At 44.4% G+C, this 18,771-nt stretch carries 16 protein-coding genes and 1 pseudogene; 12 read left to right on the top strand and 5 right to left on the bottom strand.

The window, feature by feature from the left end:
• Positions 1-119: 119 nt before the first annotated feature.
• The 3 genes from ACOFKR_RS02555 to ACOFKR_RS02545 all read right to left on the bottom strand — a co-directional run bounded on the left by ACOFKR_RS02555 (position 120) and on the right by ACOFKR_RS02545 (position 3,054).
• Positions 120-1,469 (bottom strand): sigma-54-dependent transcriptional regulator, encoded by a 1,350-nt coding sequence (locus ACOFKR_RS02555; protein WP_419802467.1) that lies wholly within the window; start codon positions 1,467-1,469, stop codon positions 120-122.
• Between the two features lie 106 nt (positions 1,470-1,575).
• Entirely contained in the window at positions 1,576-2,298 is a 723-nt protein-coding gene (lipB, locus tag ACOFKR_RS02550; protein ID WP_419802466.1) for a lipoyl(octanoyl) transferase LipB, read from the bottom strand.
• A gap of 114 nt (positions 2,299-2,412) precedes the next feature.
• On the bottom strand, positions 2,413-3,054 hold the full coding sequence (locus ACOFKR_RS02545) for a 4'-phosphopantetheinyl transferase family protein (protein ID WP_419802465.1): 642 nt from the start codon (positions 3,052-3,054) through the stop codon (positions 2,413-2,415).
• Between the two features lie 71 nt (positions 3,055-3,125).
• Between ACOFKR_RS02545 and dcd the strand changes: the two genes are divergently transcribed.
• Entirely contained in the window at positions 3,126-3,662 is a 537-nt protein-coding gene (dcd, locus tag ACOFKR_RS02540) for a dCTP deaminase (RefSeq protein WP_419802464.1), read from the top strand.
• 81 nt (positions 3,663-3,743) lie between these two features.
• A complete protein-coding gene (locus tag ACOFKR_RS02535; RefSeq protein ID WP_419802463.1) occupies positions 3,744-6,458 on the top strand; it encodes a TonB-dependent receptor plug domain-containing protein in 2,715 nt (904 codons plus the stop codon).
• An 87-nt stretch (positions 6,459-6,545) separates the two neighbouring features.
• On the opposite strand, the pseudogene ACOFKR_RS02530 reads toward ACOFKR_RS02535, so the two are convergent.
• Together ACOFKR_RS02530 and ACOFKR_RS02525 are read right to left on the bottom strand one after the other, a co-directional pair.
• Positions 6,546-6,695: pseudogene (locus ACOFKR_RS02530) on the bottom strand (low affinity iron permease family protein); the annotation flags it as partial.
• A 15-nt stretch (positions 6,696-6,710) separates the two neighbouring features.
• The gene (locus tag ACOFKR_RS02525) at positions 6,711-7,535 is read right to left on the bottom strand and encodes a hypothetical protein (protein ID WP_419802462.1); all 825 of its coding nucleotides are present in this window, start codon (positions 7,533-7,535) and stop codon (positions 6,711-6,713) included.
• 103 nt (positions 7,536-7,638) lie between these two features.
• On the opposite strand from ACOFKR_RS02525, the gene ACOFKR_RS02520 reads away from it, so the two are divergent.
• From ACOFKR_RS02520 to ACOFKR_RS02475, 10 genes are all read left to right on the top strand, one after another.
• Complete coding sequence (locus ACOFKR_RS02520; RefSeq protein ID WP_419802461.1) at positions 7,639-7,920, top strand: ATP-dependent Clp protease adaptor ClpS; 282 nt, start codon at positions 7,639-7,641, stop codon at positions 7,918-7,920.
• 52 nt (positions 7,921-7,972) lie between these two features.
• Positions 7,973-9,160 (top strand): AI-2E family transporter, encoded by a 1,188-nt coding sequence (locus ACOFKR_RS02515; protein ID WP_419802460.1) that lies wholly within the window; start codon positions 7,973-7,975, stop codon positions 9,158-9,160.
• Between the two features lie 47 nt (positions 9,161-9,207).
• Positions 9,208-9,894: a DUF1345 domain-containing protein gene (locus ACOFKR_RS02510; RefSeq protein WP_419802459.1), complete on the top strand. Its 687-nt coding sequence runs from the start codon at positions 9,208-9,210 to the stop codon at positions 9,892-9,894.
• A 49-nt stretch (positions 9,895-9,943) separates the two neighbouring features.
• The gene (locus ACOFKR_RS02505; RefSeq protein WP_419802458.1) at positions 9,944-10,735 is read left to right on the top strand and encodes an SDR family oxidoreductase; all 792 of its coding nucleotides are present in this window, start codon (positions 9,944-9,946) and stop codon (positions 10,733-10,735) included.
• 16 nt (positions 10,736-10,751) lie between these two features.
• Positions 10,752-11,771, top strand: a complete 1,020-nt coding sequence (locus ACOFKR_RS02500; RefSeq protein WP_419802457.1) for a Gfo/Idh/MocA family protein — start codon at positions 10,752-10,754, stop codon at positions 11,769-11,771.
• 34 nt (positions 11,772-11,805) lie between these two features.
• Positions 11,806-12,300, top strand: coding sequence for a TlpA family protein disulfide reductase (locus tag ACOFKR_RS02495; protein WP_419802456.1), 495 nt, complete (start codon positions 11,806-11,808; stop codon positions 12,298-12,300).
• Positions 12,301-12,423: 123 nt separating this feature from the next.
• Entirely contained in the window at positions 12,424-12,807 is a 384-nt protein-coding gene (locus ACOFKR_RS02490; RefSeq protein WP_419802455.1) for a hypothetical protein, read from the top strand.
• Positions 12,808-12,926: 119 nt separating this feature from the next.
• Positions 12,927-14,060 carry an efflux RND transporter periplasmic adaptor subunit gene (locus tag ACOFKR_RS02485; protein ID WP_419802454.1) on the top strand — a complete coding sequence of 378 codons (1,134 nt, stop codon included), beginning with the start codon at positions 12,927-12,929 and terminating at the stop codon, positions 14,058-14,060.
• Positions 14,061-14,133: 73 nt separating this feature from the next.
• Positions 14,134-17,289, top strand: a complete 3,156-nt coding sequence (locus ACOFKR_RS02480; RefSeq protein WP_419802453.1) for an efflux RND transporter permease subunit — start codon at positions 14,134-14,136, stop codon at positions 17,287-17,289.
• A 4-nt stretch (positions 17,290-17,293) separates the two neighbouring features.
• Entirely contained in the window at positions 17,294-18,739 is a 1,446-nt protein-coding gene (locus ACOFKR_RS02475) for a TolC family protein (RefSeq protein WP_419802452.1), read from the top strand.
• Positions 18,740-18,771 lie beyond the last annotated feature (32 nt).

Below are 18,771 nucleotides of genomic sequence, written 5' to 3'. Positions count from 1 at the left end.
CAGATCGAAAACTGTTTCTTAACTCCCTTATTATCAGTAAAATAATTTATACCTTAATTATTTTTAACAAAAAAACCCTTCCAAAATGGAAGGGTTTTTTTTCATAAAGAAAGGGTTTATCAGGAAAGCTTGTAATGGTCCAGTTTGCGGTAGAGGGTGGTAAGGCCGATGTTTAGTAAACGTGCAGCTTCAGTTTTGTTACCATGCGCGTGATTTAAAACTTTTAAAATATGCTGTTTTTCGGTAGATTCCAGGTCTAATGCTTCTTTTTCAAAATTTGCCATCCTGAATTCAACCGGTAATAAATCTGTATCGATAACCGCATCATCAGCCAGAATGGCCACTCGTTCTATCACATTTTTTAACTCGCGCACGTTCCCTTTCCATTTATGCTGTTTAAGGGCGAGCAAAAACCCTTCACTCATCCTGTCGATACGTTTGCCAACCTTAGCAGAAAATTCTTCAAGAAAATATCTGGCAAACAATTCGATATCACTTCCCCGTTCATTTAAAGAAGGCAATAAAATGGTGAAAACAGATAAGCGGTAATATAAATCCAAGCGAAAATTGCCCTCATCTGCTTCTTTTTGCAAATCGCGGTTAGTGGCGGCCAGTATGCGGATATTTACTTTTGTTGTTTGCGTATCCCCGATTTTGATAAACGTCCGGCTTTCCAGCACCCGCAACAGCTTTGCCTGAAGCTGAAGGCCCATCTCCCCTATCTCATCCAAAAATATGGTTCCGTTATGCGCTTCCTCAAACAGTCCTTTTTTATCTTTTTGGGCACCGGTAAAAGCACCTGCTTTGTAGCCAAACAATTCGCTTTCCAGCAATTCGGGCGCAAAACTACTGCAATTTACGGCCACAAAAGCGTGCGCCCGGCGGTTACTGTTATAATGGATGGCTTCTGCAAATACTTCTTTACCTGTTCCGGTTTCCCCAAGCAGCAATACCGTGGTATCCGTTGGCGATACTTTTTTTGCGGTATCAATTGCTGCTGAAATAGCTTTGGATTTGCCCAATATATCTTTAAAATCACGGGTGTTGTGCAACCGCTTTTCCATATTAAACCTCCGTAACTGAAACAGGGCCTTTTCGGCGGCCTTAAAAACCAGCGGGATAATTTTATCGTTATCGTCCCCTTTGGTGATATAATCAAAACTGCCATTTTGGATAGCTTTCACGCCATCTGCTATCGTGCCATAAGCAGTCAAGTTGATGACTTCTACATAAGGCTTTTTTTCTTTGATTGATTTTACCAGTTCAACGCCGTTGATATCAGGTAATTTTACATCGCTGATAACCACATGGATTTCCTCCAGCACCAATATCTTTAAACCTTCTTTTGCTGTAAAAGCTTTAAATACCTGATAACCTTCCAGTTCCAGTATTCTTGAAATCAGGGCGGCCAGCTTCTGTTCGTCATCTATTACCAGCACATTGGCGAACGTTGTTTTTTTAGTTTCCACTAACAGAAGGGGTTATTTTAGAGAAAAGCATTTCGATCGGATAAGCCATAAATTAAACAAGGGTAGCTAATTGTTAATATCCACCGCTGATAAACTGTTTTTAAATTCATGCCAGCATCCCAAATAAAATGTACAAATGCCGTTTCAAAACTTCTGATGCTTCTTTTACCGGTACTTTTTTGCCCAGTTCCTGCTCCATTGAGGTTACGGCTTTGTCTTCAATCCCGCAGGGGATGATATTTTTAAAATAACCGAGGTTTGGGTTGATGTTGAAAGCCAAACCGTGCATGGTAACCCAGCGACTGCAGCGCACGCCAAGGGCACAGATTTTACGGGCTTTCTGCGGATCATCGGCATCAAGCCAAACGCCGGTATAACCCGGATAACGCCCGCCTGGGATGCCAAAATCAGCCAAAGTCAAAATCACGGCTTCCTCCAAAGTGCGCAGATATAAATGGATATCGGTAAAAAAGTTGTCCAAATCTAAAATCGGATAAACCACCAACTGCCCCGGCCCGTGGTACGTAATATCGCCGCCACGGTTGATCGGGTAAAAAACTGCATGTTTTTCGGCAAGTTGGTCTTCGGTCAATAGAAGATGTTCTTTTTTGCCGCTTTTGCCCAGCGTATAAACGTGCGGGTGTTCGCAAAAAATCAGATAATTGTGCGTTACTGTTTTTATGCCTGTAAAAGAAGCATCGTTTTCGCCGCGGTTGCGCAGTTCGGTTTTCAGTTTTACGGTGGCGGCAAAAATCGCTTCCTGCCTGTCCCAGGCTTCTTTGTAATCGATTAAGCCCCAATCCTCGAAGAATACTTGCTTGTTTTTCATAGGTTAGAGGTGAGAGGTATGAGGTACGGGGTTAGAGGCATGAAAAAGTGAAGGTCAAAAATAAACAAGGTCGGCTGATTGCTGATACCTCTTGCCCCAAACCTCCGCACCGCTTCAAACCTCCTTCGCATAACCGATCATATAACCGTTAAACTGCAAATATTCTACCTTAAAATTCAAATCAATGGTGTCAGTTTTTATTTCCGCAGCAATCGTTCCGGCATCGCAGCAAACAAAATCCGTTAAAATAATATGGTTTAAAAACGAAATTTCTTTGCGGCCATAACATTTGTAAACTGCTTCTTTGGCGCACCAGCAGGCATACAACTGGTTGATTTTATCGTCCGGGCTGATAAAAGCCATTTCTTCGGGACGTATAAATTTGCGGGCGATGCGCTCCACTTTCTGTTCGATTTTTTCTATATCGATGCCAACCGCTTTGTTTTTGCTGATCATCACCGCCGCATAATCATAAGAATGGCTCAGCGAAATATGATACGGCAGCGAGGTTAAATAAGGTTTTCCGTGTGCATCAACCTGGCAATCAATATATTCTTCGGTGTTTAGCAGTTTGCGCAGCAGCACGCGCGTGCCCAGCCAGTGCAGATAGCGTTTGCTGCTGCTCAGTTGCTGGGCAAATGCTTTTTCGGCCGCGTCCAGCTGTAATTGTTTGTAAAGTTCTTCGGCATTTTCTTCAATTTTCCAAAGGGCAAATTCGGTGTTGTCGTCCACCTTTTTCCGGTATGCAATCCCCATAAAGTAAAGTTGCGAAAAGGATGGCAATATCCTTTAAAATACTTTAATTTCGGTTCCGCATTTTTGCAGCTATGATCTTATCAGACAAACTTATTTTACAGGAAATAGAAAAAGGGACGATTATTATTGAACCTTTTGACTCGGCCTGCCTCGGCACAAATTCTTATGATGTGCATTTGGGAAAATACCTGGCCACGTACCGCAACCGTGTGCTGGATGCCAAACAACATAACGAAATCGATCATTTTGAAATCCCGAAAGAAGGTTTTTTGCTTCAGCCCAACACTTTATATCTCGGCGTAACAGTGGAATATACCGAAACCCACCGCCATGTGCCTTTTTTAGAGGGTAAAAGCAGTACCGGCCGTTTGGGCATTGATATCCACGCCACGGCGGGCAAAGGCGATGTGGGTTTTTGCAATACCTGGACGCTGGAAATTTCGGTAACGCAGCCGGTGAAAATTTATCCGGGGATGCCGATCGGACAGCTGATTTACTTTGTGGTAGAAGGCGAAATTGAAACGATGTACAACACAAAAGCCAACGCAAAATACAGTAAACCAACCACCAGGCCGGTAGAAAGCATGATGTGGAAAAATATTTTTTAACGCTGATCTGATTGGCGTGCAGCAACATTTACAGGAAAAACATGTTTACTATTTTATCCCGATTTTCTTTTTGTTGAAACCATGAAATCAAAGAAATTTTTAACAGTTGCGCTGCTGCTCTTTGCAATCCTATTTGCCGGTTTTGCGGTTCGGCAGGATGATGACCCGCTAAAAAAAATACTGACGCAGCTGCAAAAATTTACCGATAATTATCCGATAGAAAAGGTTCATATCCAGTTGGATAAACCTTATTATGCCATCGGTGATCAGATTTATTTTAAAGCTTACACCACCATTGGCGGCAAACACCGGCCTTCGGGTTTAAGCAAGATTCTGTATGTCGAACTGATCAATGATAAAGATTCTATTAAACAATCGCTGCGTTTGCCGCTTACGGCCGGCATCAGCTGGGGCAGTTTCCCGCTTACCGATACGTTGCAGGAAGGCAATTACCGCATCCGTGCATACACGCAATGGATGCGTAATTTCAGCGAAGATTATTTTTTTGATAAAACCATTAGCGTTGGCAATTCTATTTCCAATACTGTTTTTACCACGGTAAATTACAAATTTATTGCAGAAAACGGTTTGCAGAGGATCAACGCGGTGATCCATTATGCCGATCTCGAAAATAAACCTTATGCAGATAAACCGGTAACTTACCGCGTGCAGCTGGATTTTAAAACGGTTTTAAAAGGAAAAGGGACCACAGATGCCAGCGGAAACCTCAGTTTAAATTTTAGTAACCCGCAGCCGGGAAATTTAAAATCCGGGCAAATCATCACCACATTAACCACCGATCCTAAAAAAACAGTGGTAAAAACAGTACCGATCAAGGCCACTTCCAGCGATGTGGATGTGCAGTTTTTTCCGGAAAGCGGTAATCTGGTCAACGGTATCCGCAGCAAAGTGGCGTTTAAAGCGGTTGGTGCCGATGGTTTGGGCGTGGATATTACAGGCAGCGTTGTTAGCAATGCTAATGTTAAAGTTGCCAAAATCAGTACGCAGCATTTGGGCATGGGCGCGTTTTCGCTTTTCCCGGAAAGCGGCAAAAGTTATTCGGCCAAAATCACTTTTCCGGATGGTTCTGCAAAAACACTGGAACTGCCAAAAGCTTCCGATCAGGGTTTTGTGCTGGCTTTAAACAGCGATCCGGAGTTTATCAACATCCGCATCAATGTGAGCAACGAAACCTTCAAACAAAAACAAGGCACAGAAATTATGGTGATCGGCCAATCCGGCGGCGATGTTTATTATACGGCCAAAAGTCAGTTACTAAGTCAGTCGTTTTCGGCCAAAATCCCAAAAAACAGGTTTCCTTCGGGGATTGCACAGTTTACGCTGTTTACGCAGGAAGGCCAGCCGATGAACGAACGCATCATCTTCATACAAAATCCTGATCAGTTAAATGTGGCCGTTTCCTCACCCGAAACCACGTCGCCCCGGCAAAAAGTTGACCTTAATTTTACCGTGCTAAACAAAGCAAAAGCACCGGTTGTGGGCAGTTTTTCGGTAGCGGTTACGGATGAAACGAAGATGCCGGTGGATGAAAACAAGGAAAACACGATCTTGTCTGATTTGCTTTTAACTTCGGATATCAAAGGGTACATTGAGCAGCCAAATTATTATTTTGCTCATCCAACCGAAAAAACCCAGGCCGATCTGGATGTGCTGATGCTGACGCAGGGTTATCGTCGTTTTGCCTGGTCGCTGCTGATGGGCAATAGTTTCCCGCCAATTACTTTTCAGCCTGAAAAATCAATGGAGATTTCGGGTTTTGTAAAAACTTTAGGCGGCAAACCACTGGCCAAAAGCAAGGTTACCCTGTTTACCACCACAAAAGGTGCGTTTTTGCTGGATACGGTAACCGATGCCAATGGCCGGTTTAAGTTTGATAATCTGATTTTCCCCGACAGCATCCGCTTTGTGATCCAGGCGCGCGGTGCCAGCGGACGAAAAAATGTGGAAGTAACGCTGGACAATGTTCCGCCACAATTTGTCACCAAAAACAAAAATGCACCGGATGTTTCCGTTAACCTGGATACAGAACTGGCCGGTTACCTGCGCAACAGCAAAATACAATACGATGATTTGCGCAAATACGGCTTGGTAAACCGGACGATCATTTTGAAAGAAGTAACGATTTCGGAGAAAAAAGAACCGGTAAAAAACTCAGCAAACTTAAACGGTTCGGGCAATGCCGATCAGATTGTGAACGGCGATATTTTCAGGCAAATGGGTTGTGCCACGATAGATCAGTGCTTGCAAGGCCGATTGCTGGGCGTGATTTTCCGGGGAGGAATCCCTTATTCTACCCGCAGTTTTAACCAGCCGATGCAGATAATTTTAGACGGCGTTTATGTAGATTCTAATTACCTGCAATCTATCCCGCCGACAGATGTAGCCACGATTGAAGTGTTGCGCTCCGGCGGTTATACGGCTATTTATGGTGGCCGCGGCGGCGGCGGCGTTTTGCTGATTACTACCCGGCGCGGCAACGACCCGAGTTATGTCAGCCAGATTTACACGCCCGGAATTGTAACGTATAGCCCAAAAGGGTTTACCAATACCAAAGAATTTTATTCGCCGCAGTACGACGATCCGAAAACCAATAAAGTGGTGGCCGATTTGCGCACCACAATTTATTGGAAACCAAATTTAATTACCGATGCAGCCGGAAAAGCCAGTTTCAGCTTTTTTAATGCGGACAGCAAAGCCACGTACCGCGTTGTAATTGAAGGCATTGATGATGAAGGAAATTTGGCGCGGGAGGTTTATCACTATAAAGTAGAGTGATTTTTAGGTGGTAAAAGAAGCATCAGCAAAAAGCCGTTTCAAGTGATGATGAAACGGCTTTTTGCTGCTTGGTTCAATACGATCAGTTCATGTAACTTGCTTACTACAAGTATTTTCAAATTCTTCCTCCAGATTATATTCTTCTTTTAGCACATCAAGCTCTTCTTCAGTTAATTTTTCTATTCCAAGCCTTTTATTATTGCCTTTTTCGAGCGCAAAAATAATTTCGTCAAGTTTAAGCTGATGCTTCTTTTACCACACAAATTTATCCCTGATCTCCACTGCTTTACCGGCATTGCCCTGCCCATCGGAAGGGTTTCCGATATTGCCTATCCCGCCCCGGCCGCCGCGCATACCGCCGCCACGCATTCCGCCGCCGTTCATGCCGCCATTTTCACCGGGTGGTTTTAAGCCGTCTTTGTTACTATTGGGATTAAAACTGTTGATCCTGATATCAAAAACCCAGGGTTTGCTGGTAAGATCCGAGTGCAGCATTTTTACCGGAATCGCCGCTTCATACACCAGTGCGCCGCCATCATCAAACTGCAATACTGTTTTTATGCCATAAGTATTGGCGGTGGTGATGTGGTCTGTTTCCACATCGGGGAAACCTTTAACCCGGATATCGCGCAGTTTCAGCAAATCGGCTTTGCGGTGCTCTTCCAGGTCTTCCTGCTTTAATTGCTGTTCGGTAATGGCATGATCGGCTTTTGGCATGATAAACAGGCTGTTCTCGTCCTGATCGGGCGAAGGAAAAGTTAAACTGTACGTTTCCTTCTTTTTTCCTTCGGGGTTAAAAGCCAGCGTAATGCCGTTGCGCATGGCCTGCTCCTGCTGCCCGCGGTCTTCTATCCGGATCGCAAAATACAGGTTCTCCTGGTTTTCGGCCAGCCCGTAATGCAGCTTTTTTCCCGGGTTATAATAATCCAGACTATCGCCCCAATCTTTCAACTGGCCGTCAACCACAATATTTTGGTTTGACTTTTTGAGGTTTTTAATGGATTTTGATTGTGCACCGGCCGTAAAAACACTGCCGAAACAGCCGGCCATCAACCATAAAACAGAAGCAGTTTTCATTTTTTGTTAAATATAATTTTTCAGTTTAGAGACAATTTTAAACAACCGGGGTTTATCTGATTTTTGCTAAATATCAGGTTTTAATTTTTATTAAATTTGCGCTATGTCAACAGAGGTTAAAGAGGAAAGCTTCACGCTGGAGGAGTTGCTGGCCGGTTTGAAAGAAAGCCACCGCCTGATTTTGTGGAACGACGAGGTCAACTCTTTTGAGCATGTGATTTATTGCCTGGTTAAATATTTGGACTACAACGATGCCCAGGCCGAAAAAATTGCCTGGGAAGTGCACACCAAAGGCAAATGCGCCATTTTGGAAGGTTCTTTTACCGAGGTGGAAGTTTACCGCAAAATTTTGCAGCAGGAAGGACTGACCGTTTCTGTGGATTAAAGTGGTGCTTCTTTTATCGGCATAAAATAAACCTTGTGCCGGATAAACGGTTATGCTTTCCGACTGCTTGAACCTGCCCCTGCTTGAACCTGCCCGATTTTATACCGTAAAAGAAGCATTTTTATACAAAAAACCTGCCTGGATGCTCATCAAACAATATCCGTTTTACCTTAAAGCCACCACTATCCTTTTTGGCATTTCGCTGCTGGTGATGATGCTTTATCTGCTCGCGGATTTATTGGTGCCGCTGGCGTTTGCCATTTTGCTGGCCATTTTGCTCAATCCGTTTTACAGCAAACTCAAAACTTTTAAAATCCCAAAAGTGCTGGCCATTGTGCTCACGTTGCTTACCCTCATCGTTTTTGTAGCGGCGGTTTTGTATTTTTTATCTTCCCAGATTATCCAGTTTGGTGATACTTTGCCGGCCCTTAAAGCCAAAGGCGGACAGATTTTGACCGAGGCCGAACTATGGGTAGATAAAACCTTTGGCCTGACCGTTGAAAAACAAATGGAACTGCTGAACGATGCCGCCAACAATAATAAAGCTTTAGTGGGCCAAACCATCGGCAGTTTGTTTGGCCTGTTCAGTGTGCTGTTTTTGCTGCCGGTTTATATTTTTTTGCTTTTGTTTTATAAAGAACTGATCCTCAATTTTTTGTATGAAATTTTCTCCGAAGAAAACACTCAAAACGTTGCCGAAATTTTAACGCAGACCAAAGCCGCCATTCAAAGTTATATTGTTGGTTTGCTGATTGAAGCCCTGATTGTGGCCATTTTAAATTCTACCGCTTTGTTTATTTTAGGGCTGAAGTATGCGCTGCTGATCGGCGTGATTGGTGCGCTGCTGAACATGCTGCCTTACATCGGCGGCATTATCGCCATTGCGCTGCCGGTTTTGATGGCCACCGTTACCAAAGACGGTTACAGCACGCAATTGGGGATTATAGTGGCTTATGCCGTCATCCAGTTTATTGACAATAATATTTTGGTGCCCAGGATCGTATCCTCCAAAGTACAGATTAATGCGCTGGTTTCTATCGTGATTGTATTGCTGGGCGCGGCTTTGTGGGGCGTTTCGGGCATGTTCCTTTCCATCCCGATGGTAGCGGTTTTAAAAATTATTTTTGATCGGATTGATGATTTAAAACCCTGGGGCAAACTTTTGGGCGATGAGATCCCAACCCAAATGATGCCGCAAATTTGGCTGCGCCGCCGCAGAAAAAAAACTTTAACGTCCTGATGCTTCTTTTACCTGCCTAAAATTTACCTGCTAAAAACAGCATTGTCATGTCAGAAAAAAATAATTCCCTGTCCGAAAAAACTTCCACTTATTTAGATGCCCATCACCGCCAGTTTATTGCGCTCGGTGTTGCGCTAATTACCTATTTTTTTACCCGCAGGTTCTCGCTGCCGGTAAACATTATGCTTACCTGGCTGGGCTACGCGTTCAGTATTTTAACCATCAGCTGGATTTCCATTCTTTCCCTTCACCCAAAAGATGTGGCCAAACTGGCCAAACTGGAAGATTCGAGCGTTACGTTTATCTTTCTTTTCATCGTGGCTTCTGCGTTTGCCAGCCTGTTTGCCGTGTTTGTTTTACTGCACTCCATCAAAAACCTGCCTCCTGCAGAAACCACCAAACACGTTTTGCTTTCCATCGGTTCGGTGGGCGTTTCCTGGTGGCTTACACATACGGTTTTTACGCTGAGGTATGCGCATCTTTTTTACTCAACCAAAAACGGAAAAGAAAAATACGGCGCAGGTTTGGATTTCCCGAGTGAACCGGAACCTGATTATTTGGATTTTGTGTATTTTTCTTTCGTGATCGGGATGACTTTCCAGGTTTCCGATGTAGAGATCAGTTCGCGCAAAATCCGCAGACTGGCCTGGGTCCACAGCATTTTATCTTTCGTTTTTAACACCGTGATCGTGGCACTGAGCATCAATATCATTTCGGGACTTTTCTCAAACTAAAACAAGCCTTGTTACCATTGGTTATGCTTCTTTTATCGATATAAATTTCATGGACCTGAGGATTGAAAATAAAGTAGCCGTTGTTTTGGCCGCAAGTAAAGGCTTGGGCCGGGCCACGGCAGAAGCACTTTCTGCGGAAGGTGCCCGGGTGATTATCGGCTCCAGAAACCTGCAGGAACTGGAAAAAACCGCGCAGGAAATCAGCCTGAAAACCGGCAATCAGGTAATTGCCATTCCGGTTGATGTGACCGATGCCGCGCAGGTGGAAAATTTTGTGCTAAAAACAGCATCTGCTTTCGGGCGGATTGATATTTTGGTGAACAATGCCGGCGGGCCACCTTTTGGCGCAGTAGAAAGTTTTACCGAAACCGACTGGCAAGCCGCTTTTGAACTGAATTTGCTGAGCACCGTGCGGCTAACGAGGTTGGTTTTGCCGCATCTTAAAAAAAACGGCAGCGGCCGAATCATTAATATTGTAGGAACCTCGGTTAAGTCGGTGCTTGAAGGTTCGGTGCTTTCTACCAGCATCCGCATGGGCGTTATCGGTTTTTCTAAACTGCTGGCAGATGAAGTTGGCCCGGATCAAATTACGGTCAATAATGTGTGTCCGGGTTTGTTTTTAACCGATCGTGTCCGCGGTTCGGCCATCAAAAAAGAACTTGCTGCCGGAATGACGGAGGAACAAGCTGAGGCAGAAAAAGCCAAAAACATCCCGATGCGCCGTATTGGCCAGCCGGAAGAACTGGCCGCAATGATCACTTTTTTAGCTTCCGAAAAAGCTTCGTACATTACCGGCACCACCATCCAGGTTGATGGCGGCGTAACGAGGAGCATTTTTTAGCAATAATTTTATCAACATGAACCAACCTATCAAAACCGGTTTACTGGCTTTCGGCATGTCTGGCCGCATATTTCACGCCCCGTTTTTAAATGCAAACCCAGGTTTTAGTCTAGATGCCATAGCCGAGCGCAATACCAAAAAAGCGGCAAAAATCTACCCAAACCTAAAAAGTTATGATACTTTGGAGGAAGTGATCAACCACCCGGATTTGGAACTGATTGTGGTGAACACGCCAAATTTCACCCATTTTGACCTGGCAAAAGCAGCATTGCTGGCCGGCAAACACGTGCTGATCGAAAAGCCGATTGCCGCAACTTCCGCAGAAGCCAAAGAATTATTTGATTTGGGCAGACAGGTAAACCGCGAAGTTTTAATTTACCAGAACCGCCGCTGGGACAGTGATGTGAAAGCCGTAAAACAGGTTTTGGATACCGGCGAACTGGGCAAAATAGTAGAAGCGCATTTTCGGTATGACCGATGGCGGCCGGAAATCGGGCCGAAGATTTTTAAAGAAACGCCGATGCCGGCCAGCGGGTTACTGTATGATTTAGGCCCGCATTTGCTGGACCAGGCAATTGTTTTATTTGGGAAACCGCTTTCGTACACCAAAACGCTGGGCAGATTTCGGCATAAAACCGAAGTGCCTGATTATTTTTTCATCCACTTAAAATATCCCGAAGATTTGAACGTGTTTTTATATGCCAGCATGTTGGTGGCCAATCCGCTGCCGGGTTTTGTGGTAAATGGTTCGCGCGGCACGTTTATTAAAAAACGATCTGATACGCAGGAAGCGCAACTGGATCAGGGCATGTCTCCTTTAGCCGTTGGTTTTGGGGTGGAGGAAGACGGGATGCAGGGCGAATTGACTTGCATCAACCCGGAAACCGAAAAAATGGAAACCACATTTGTGCCTTCGTTAAAAGGGGATTTTATGGATATTTTTGATGCCGTTTACCATAGCATCCGCGAGCGCAAACCTTTCCCGGTTTTGGAAGAGGACGTGTTGCTGCAGTTATCAATTATTGAAGAAAAATAGGTGCTAAAAACAGCATCAGCTTAAATTATTTCAAATGAAATCAATGTATTTTTTGCTTTTCTTTCTCGGGACCACGTTAACGGCCTGTTCGCAAAACGCACCGCCGAACAAAGATATTCCGCCGTACCGCATTTTAACTTCAGACAGTGCGTATGAAACGCCGGCCAACCTCAAAAAAAACGTGCCGGTGATGATTGTTTATTTTGCACCGGATTGCCCGCACTGCCAGCACTTAACGATGGAACTGACCAAGCACATAAAAGAGTTTGGCAACACGCAAATTGTGATGATCACGTTTGTTGATCCGAACCGTCAGTTTAAAGCGATGACCAAATTTGTACAGGATTACGGGCTTAAAAAATACCCGAACATTAAAGTAGGCACAGAAGGTTACACGTATTTAGTGCAGCGTTTTTACCAGGTAAGCACCACGCCTTACGAAGCCATTTACGATAAAACCCATAAACTGGTAGAAACTTTTGCCAAAATCCCTGATGTAAAAGAGTTGATTAAAGCCGTTAAAGAGTAAATTTAGTACGATAAAAGAAGCATCACAATAGCTTCTGAAAAAACTCCCGTAAATTAATTTGCGGGAGTTTTTTTAAAACCCGGTTTTTCTAAACCAACTGGTTTTGTACTTTTGCAACAAGTTATGGTTAAACAGTGGCTATATATTTTCTTGTCGGTTTTGTTGATCAACTCGATCACCTATCCGCAGATCAATAGTATCCCGCAAACCGGCCGTCAATGTACAAACAGTACTGAATTAGAAGCAGACAGCTGGACAGATTTTTTCCTGCAAAGTATTGCCGACGATGATCTTTCTCCGGACAAACAAAACCATACCAAATACCACCACCGTTATGTAAACGCCAATGCCCACAGGCTAAACAACTATCTGGCTGTCAGGCATTTTTTTTATCAGCCATATAATTACTCAAAAAAGATAGTTAAAAAAAGCATCAGCCCCTATCTGATCGGTATAGCGTTGCTGCCGTCTTATTACAATTTCCTTTTCCGGCTAAGCCCTTTTTAGCAAATATTCTTACCTGCAATAATTTATTTACGGGCGATAAAACCTTATCGTGTGTAAACCTTCTTTGCAATTTGTATTGCCAAAGTCGGATTTCAAAAAAGAATATTTCCTGAAAAAACATGATCAAAAAAAACCGTATAATTTATACGTTGTGTTTAGCTGTTGCTTTATTAATAGCAGGCTGTACTTCCAACGGCACTAAAAAAGCAGAAGAAATTTTGCAACTCCCCGTATTGACCTTAAGTGAAAAAGACACTGTACTGCAAACACCGTATGTTGCTGATATCCAGGCCTTACGAAACGTAGAGATAAGGGTGCGCTTAAAAGGTTTCCTGGAGAAAATTTATGTGGATGAAGGTATGCCCGTTAAAAAAGGCCAGCTTTTGTTTAAAGTGAACGATGAAGAATACCAGGTTGCCTTATCCAGGGCAAAAGCAGCATTAAGCAATGCCAAGGCCGATGCTGTGGCCACACATCTGGAAGTTGGCCGTGTGCAGATGCTGATCAATAAAAATGTGATTTCTGCTTCGGAACTGGAAGTGGCCAAATCCAAACTAAGTGCAGACCAAGCAACAATAGACGAGGCCATTGCAAACGTACAAAGTGCCCAACACCATATCGCCTATACCAGCATCAGGGCACCTTTTGATGGGATTATTGACCGGATCCCGCTTAAAGCCGGCAGTTTGGTTGATGAAGGGACCTTGCTGACCAGCATATCTGATAACAGTTCGGTTTATGCTTATTTCAGCTTCCCGGAAAATGAATATTTACAATATCAGCGCGCAAAAAACAAGTTGAACCAGGAAGGCAATAACGAGGTTAAATTAGTCCTTTCTGATGGCAGCCATTATGCCTACAGCGGAAATATTGAAACCATTGAAGGCGAGATAGAGCAGGCAACCGGCTCTATCGATTTACGCGCAAAATTCCCTAATCCGCATAAATTATTGCGCCACGGAGCAAGCGGCAAGGTTTATATCCCAACCAAAATAGACCATGCGGTAATGGTCCCTCAAAAGTCGGTTTTCGAGATCCAAGATAAAAGCTATGTGTATCTGGTTGACGGGCAAAACAAACTGCACATGAAAAGCTTTACCCCTTTAACGCGTTTTTCTGATTATTATATTGTTAAAAGCGGCTTGAAAAGAGGCGATAAAATACTGTTTGAAGGTGCGCAAAACGCCCGCGATGGTATGACAATCAAACCGGAAACCGTTACGCAGGCCCAAACCCTGGCCCTCAAAAAATAATAGTTTAGCTAAGGTTGATAATGCTGTTTTATAACAATCAGTATTACACCTGTTTACTCTTGTTCAAAACTTTATGTTTAATATATTTATCAGGCGGCCGATTTTATCGCTCGTTATCTCTTTGATTATTACCTTGTTGGGTGTTTTGTCGCTGGTAACTTTACCGGTTACGCAGTTTCCGGACATTGTGCCGCCTTCTGTTACGGTTACCGCAAATTACACAGGCGCCAACGCAGAAGTTTGCGCAAAAGCCGTAGCCACACCGCTGGAAAGAGCCATCAACGGCGTACCGGGGATGACCTATATGTCCACCGTGTGCAGTAATGACGGGCTTACCGTTATCCAGATTTATTTTAACGTGGGCATCAACCCGGACCAAGCGGCAGTTAACGTGCAAAACCGCGTGGCAACTATTATAGATGAGCTGCCGGAAGAAGTAATCAAAGCCGGTGTGACCACAGAAAAAGAGGTCAACAGTATGCTGATGTACCTGAATATTATGAGCCAGGACAGTACGCTGGACGAGAAGTTCATCTACAATTTTACAGACATCAATGTATTGCAGGAACTCAAACGGATTGATGGCGTAGGCCGTGCAGAAATTATGGGCGCCAAAGAATATTCTATGCGTGTTTGGCTGAAACCCGACCGGATGGAAGCTTACAAAGTTTCTTCTGATGATGTGATCAATGCCATCCGCAATCAAAATGTAGAAGCTGCACCGGGAAAAACCGGACAAAGCTCTGATAGATCGCCCCAAATGCTGCAATATGTGTTACGCTATCCGGGCAAGTTTTTTGAGCCGAAGCAATACGAAAATATTGTGATCCGGGCAAATGAAACCGGCACCGTACTCAAGCTAAAGGAAGTTGCCGATGTAGAGTTTGGCTCTTTAACTTACGGCATGGTTTCTAAAACCGACGGCCAGCCTTCTGCTTCCATCATGATTAAACAGCGGCCGGGCTCTAATGCGCGCGAGGTGATCGCCAATATTAAAAAACGTATGGCCGAACTAAAAGACGAATCTTTTCCTTCGGGGATGACTTTTAACGTCAATTATGATGTATCGCGCTTTCTGGATGCCTCAATCCACGAAGTTTTACGCACATTGGTTGAAGCTTTTATCCTGGTTTTTATTGTGGTGTTTATCTTTTTGCAGGATTTCAGGTCAACCTTAATCCCTGCTCTGGCCGTACCGGTCGCATTGATCGGCGCACTGTTTTTTATGCAGCAGATGGGTTTCTCCATCAATCTTTTGACCCTTTTTGCGCTGGTACTTTCCATTGGTATTGTGGTAGATAACGCCATTGTAGTGGTTGAGGCCGTGCACGTAAAAATGGCCGAAGAACATTTAAACCCGATGGATGCCACCATTAGTGCCATGAAAGAAATCAGCAGTGCAATTGTGGCCATTACGCTGGTTATGTCGGCTGTGTTTGTGCCAGTGGCGTTCATGTCTGGCCCGGTTGGTGTTTTTTACAGGCAGTTTTCCCTTACAATGGCCATATCTATTGTTATTTCCGGCATCAATGCCGTAACCTTAACGCCTGCTTTGTGTGCGATTTTGTTGAAACATTCGCCCGAAAAGAAAACCGGTTTATTAAACCGTTTCTTTGGAGGGTTTAACCGCAGGTACAACGCTTTTTCGGGCAGATATGCTTCTTTTATCACCTATTTTGCAGGCAAGCGATTAATCACAATACTTCTTTTAGTGGTGTTTTTTGTGGCTACCTGGGGCTTTAGTGCCATTTTACCGACAGGTTTTATCCCAACGGAAGATCAGGGAATGCTTTATGTAAACGTAACCACGCCGGCCGGTGCAACGGTGGAACGGACGGAAGAAGTTTTGACCGAAATTGAGCAGAAAGCCAAAACGATTGATGCGATAGAATCTGTTTCTACCTTGTCTGGCTATAGTTTGGTCAATGAGATCGCTGGTGCATCTTACGGTATGGCCATGATTAACCTGAAAGGCTGGGACGACCGCAAAGAATCGCTGGATGATGTGATCGCCCAACTTCAGCAAAAAACCAAAAATATTGGTGATGCTTCTATCCAGTATTTCCCGCCGCCAACGGTGCCGGGTTTTGGTAATTCCAGCGGTTTTGAAATCCGGTTATTAGACCGCACCGGAAAAGGCGATCTGCAAAAAACCGGCGATATTTCTAAAACCTTTATCAACGCGCTGAACAATTCGCCCGAAATTTCCAACGCGTTTTCCAGCTTCGACCCAAACTTCCCGCAATATCTCATCACGGTAGATCAGCAAATGGCCGCTAAAAAAGGCATTACCATCGATAAGGCCATGACTACGCTGCAAACGCTGATGGGCAGTTATTATGCTTCCAACTTTATCCGTTTCGGGCAGATGTATAAAGTAATGGTTCAGGCTTCGCCGGAATATCGCACCAAACCGGAAGACGTGCTTCGTTTATACGTAAAAAACGGGCAGGGCGAAATGGTACCGTTTTCCACCTTTATCAAAATGCAGCGGGTTTACGGCCCCGAACAGTTAACGCGTTACAACATGTACACATCGGCCATGATCAACGGTGATGCCTCGGCAGGTTACAGCAGCGGTGATGCCATCAACGCAATCAATAAAATTGCTGCCGAAAAACTGCCGAAAGGTTACTCTTTTGAATGGTCTGGGATGACGCGCGAACAAATCCTTTCCGGCAACCAGGCCATTTATATTTTTATCATTTGTTTGGTGTTTGTTTACCTGCTGCTGGCCGCACAATATGAAAGTTTGCTGCTGCCGCTGGCCGTTATTTTATCGCTGCCTACCGGAATTCTGGGCGCGTTTTTGTTCCTGAAAATCACCGGGCTCGAAAACAACATTTATGCGCAGGTAGCTTTGGTTATGCTGATCGGCCTGCTGGGTAAAAACGCCATTTTGATTGTAGAATTTGCCGTACAGCGCGAAAAAGAAGGGATTTCTACCTTAAATGCGGCAGTTGAAGGTGCGGTTTCACGTTTACGGCCAATCCTGATGACCTCCTTTGCTTTTATTGCCGGATTGATCCCGCTATGCATTGCCAGCGGTGCCGGTGCCATGGGCAACCGCTCTATCGGTACGGCAGCCGCCGGCGGCATGCTTTTGGGCACCATTTTGGGCTTGATTGTTATCCCCGGTTTGTACGTTATTTTTTCTGGATTATCCAAAAAGAAGCAAAAAACCTCTGTCAAAACTACTCCTGAACTTCAGGAATCTACAATAGTATAACCTCATGTATAAACCACAAAACCATCTATATAAGCTTCTTTTAGCCCTGTTTTTTCTGTCAGTTGCCGGTTGCCGTAATTTTAAGAACGTTAGCATCAACGCAGAAAACCGTTTGCCGTCATCCTACGATGGCAACACAGATTCTACCACGATCGCCGATCTGCCTGTTTCTTCTTTTTTTACAGATCCGAATTTGTTAAGGCTGATTGATACTGCTGTTACCGCCAATCCGGATGTGCTTTCTGCCTTGCAGCGTGTAGAAATTGCAAACGCCAATTTAAGATACAACCGTTTGCAGCTTTTGCCTGCTGTTGATGCGGAAGCACGCGCTGGTTTGGATAAATACGGCGATTATACCCAAAACGGTGTTGGTAATTACGATACCAATTTATCACCAAATATCAATGATAAACAACGCATCCCTAACCCAACGCCCGATTATTTTCTGGGTTTCAAAAGTTCCTGGGAAGTGGATTTATGGGGCAAACTCCGCAATCGTAAAAAAGCAGCTTTCAACCGTTTTTTAGCTTCGCAAAGCGGTTATAAAATGGTGATCACTTCGCTTACTGCGCAAATTGCCACGGCTTATTATCAGTTGCTGGCTTTAGACAACGAACTGAAAACCATCCGCGAAAACCTTGTACTGCAAAGCAACGCGCTCGAAATAGTTAAAATCCAAAAGCTGGGCGGCCGCGCAACCGAGCTGGCCGTGCAGCAGTTTCTGGCGCAGTTGAAACGGACAAAAGGTTTGGAATACCAGGTTTTGCAGCAAATTACCGAAACCGAAAACCAGCTTAACTTTTTAACCGGCAAGTTTGCGCAAAGCATCCCGCGGGACACTTCTATCAACACACTTAAACTGCCGCGTTTGCTTGCTGCCGGTGTGCCTTCGCAATTGCTGCTTAACCGGCCGGACATCAAAGAAGCAGAATTTGAACTAACCGCCTTAAAAGCCGATATTAAAGCTGCCCGTGCGGCCTTTTTCCCGTCGTTAATGTTATCGCCATACATTGGTTACAACGCATTTAAACCTTCGGTTTTGTTTGATCCGGCTTCGCTTACCTATGGTGTTTTGGGTGGCTTAACTTCGCCCCTTTTTAACAAAAGATTGGTAAACAGGGCCTTTAACCTGGCATTGGCACAAAGCCGTACAGCGGTTTACAATTATCAAAGGGTAATTTTGACCAGTTTCCAGGAAGTTTCCAACAGCCTGAAAGGGATAGAAAACTACACCCAGTTTTATAAACAAAAGCAGGATGAAGTACAGGCTTTGAACAATGCCGTAAGCGTGGCCAATGATCTGTATTTGGTAGGCAGGGCAAATTACCTGGAAGTGATTACCGCACAACGCAACGTGCTGGATGCCAAACTGGAACTGGCCAACACCAAAAAAAATATTTTTATCAACGCCATTAATCTATACCGGGCCGTTGGCGGTGGCTGGCGATAAGCCCAAACCTGCTTCTGTCCATCCAACCCTTA

This window comes from Mucilaginibacter sp. (assembly GCF_965201005.1).
In the GTDB taxonomy this organism is placed as follows: Bacteria; Bacteroidota; Bacteroidia; order Sphingobacteriales; family Sphingobacteriaceae; genus Mucilaginibacter_A.
Note: the sequence above shows the minus strand (reverse complement) of the source record. Positions and strands in the feature narration are given on the sequence as shown.

Excerpts from the sequence above, each read along its gene's own strand:
- ACOFKR_RS02475 (WP_419802452.1), top strand. The coding sequence starts at position 17,294 with ATGTATAAACCACAAAACCATCTATATAAGCTTCTTTTAGCCCTGTTT.
- ACOFKR_RS02490 (WP_419802455.1), top strand. The coding sequence starts at position 12,424 with ATGGTTAAACAGTGGCTATATATTTTCTTGTCGGTTTTGTTGATCAAC.
- ACOFKR_RS02525 (WP_419802462.1), bottom strand. The coding sequence starts at position 7,535 with ATGAAAACTGCTTCTGTTTTATGGTTGATGGCCGGCTGTTTCGGCAGT.
- lipB (WP_419802466.1), bottom strand. The coding sequence starts at position 2,298 with ATGAAAAACAAGCAAGTATTCTTCGAGGATTGGGGCTTAATCGATTAC.
- ACOFKR_RS02485 (WP_419802454.1), top strand. The coding sequence starts at position 12,927 with ATGATCAAAAAAAACCGTATAATTTATACGTTGTGTTTAGCTGTTGCT.
- ACOFKR_RS02480 (WP_419802453.1), top strand. The coding sequence starts at position 14,134 with ATGTTTAATATATTTATCAGGCGGCCGATTTTATCGCTCGTTATCTCT.
- dcd (WP_419802464.1), top strand. The coding sequence starts at position 3,126 with ATGATCTTATCAGACAAACTTATTTTACAGGAAATAGAAAAAGGGACG.
- ACOFKR_RS02520 (WP_419802461.1), top strand. The coding sequence starts at position 7,639 with ATGTCAACAGAGGTTAAAGAGGAAAGCTTCACGCTGGAGGAGTTGCTG.
- ACOFKR_RS02505 (WP_419802458.1), top strand. The coding sequence starts at position 9,944 with ATGGACCTGAGGATTGAAAATAAAGTAGCCGTTGTTTTGGCCGCAAGT.
- ACOFKR_RS02495 (WP_419802456.1), top strand. The coding sequence starts at position 11,806 with ATGAAATCAATGTATTTTTTGCTTTTCTTTCTCGGGACCACGTTAACG.
- ACOFKR_RS02500 (WP_419802457.1), top strand. The coding sequence starts at position 10,752 with ATGAACCAACCTATCAAAACCGGTTTACTGGCTTTCGGCATGTCTGGC.
- ACOFKR_RS02515 (WP_419802460.1), top strand. The coding sequence starts at position 7,973 with ATGCTTTCCGACTGCTTGAACCTGCCCCTGCTTGAACCTGCCCGATTT.
- ACOFKR_RS02535 (WP_419802463.1), top strand. The coding sequence starts at position 3,744 with ATGAAATCAAAGAAATTTTTAACAGTTGCGCTGCTGCTCTTTGCAATC.
- ACOFKR_RS02510 (WP_419802459.1), top strand. The coding sequence starts at position 9,208 with ATGTCAGAAAAAAATAATTCCCTGTCCGAAAAAACTTCCACTTATTTA.
- ACOFKR_RS02545 (WP_419802465.1), bottom strand. The coding sequence starts at position 3,054 with ATGGGGATTGCATACCGGAAAAAGGTGGACGACAACACCGAATTTGCC.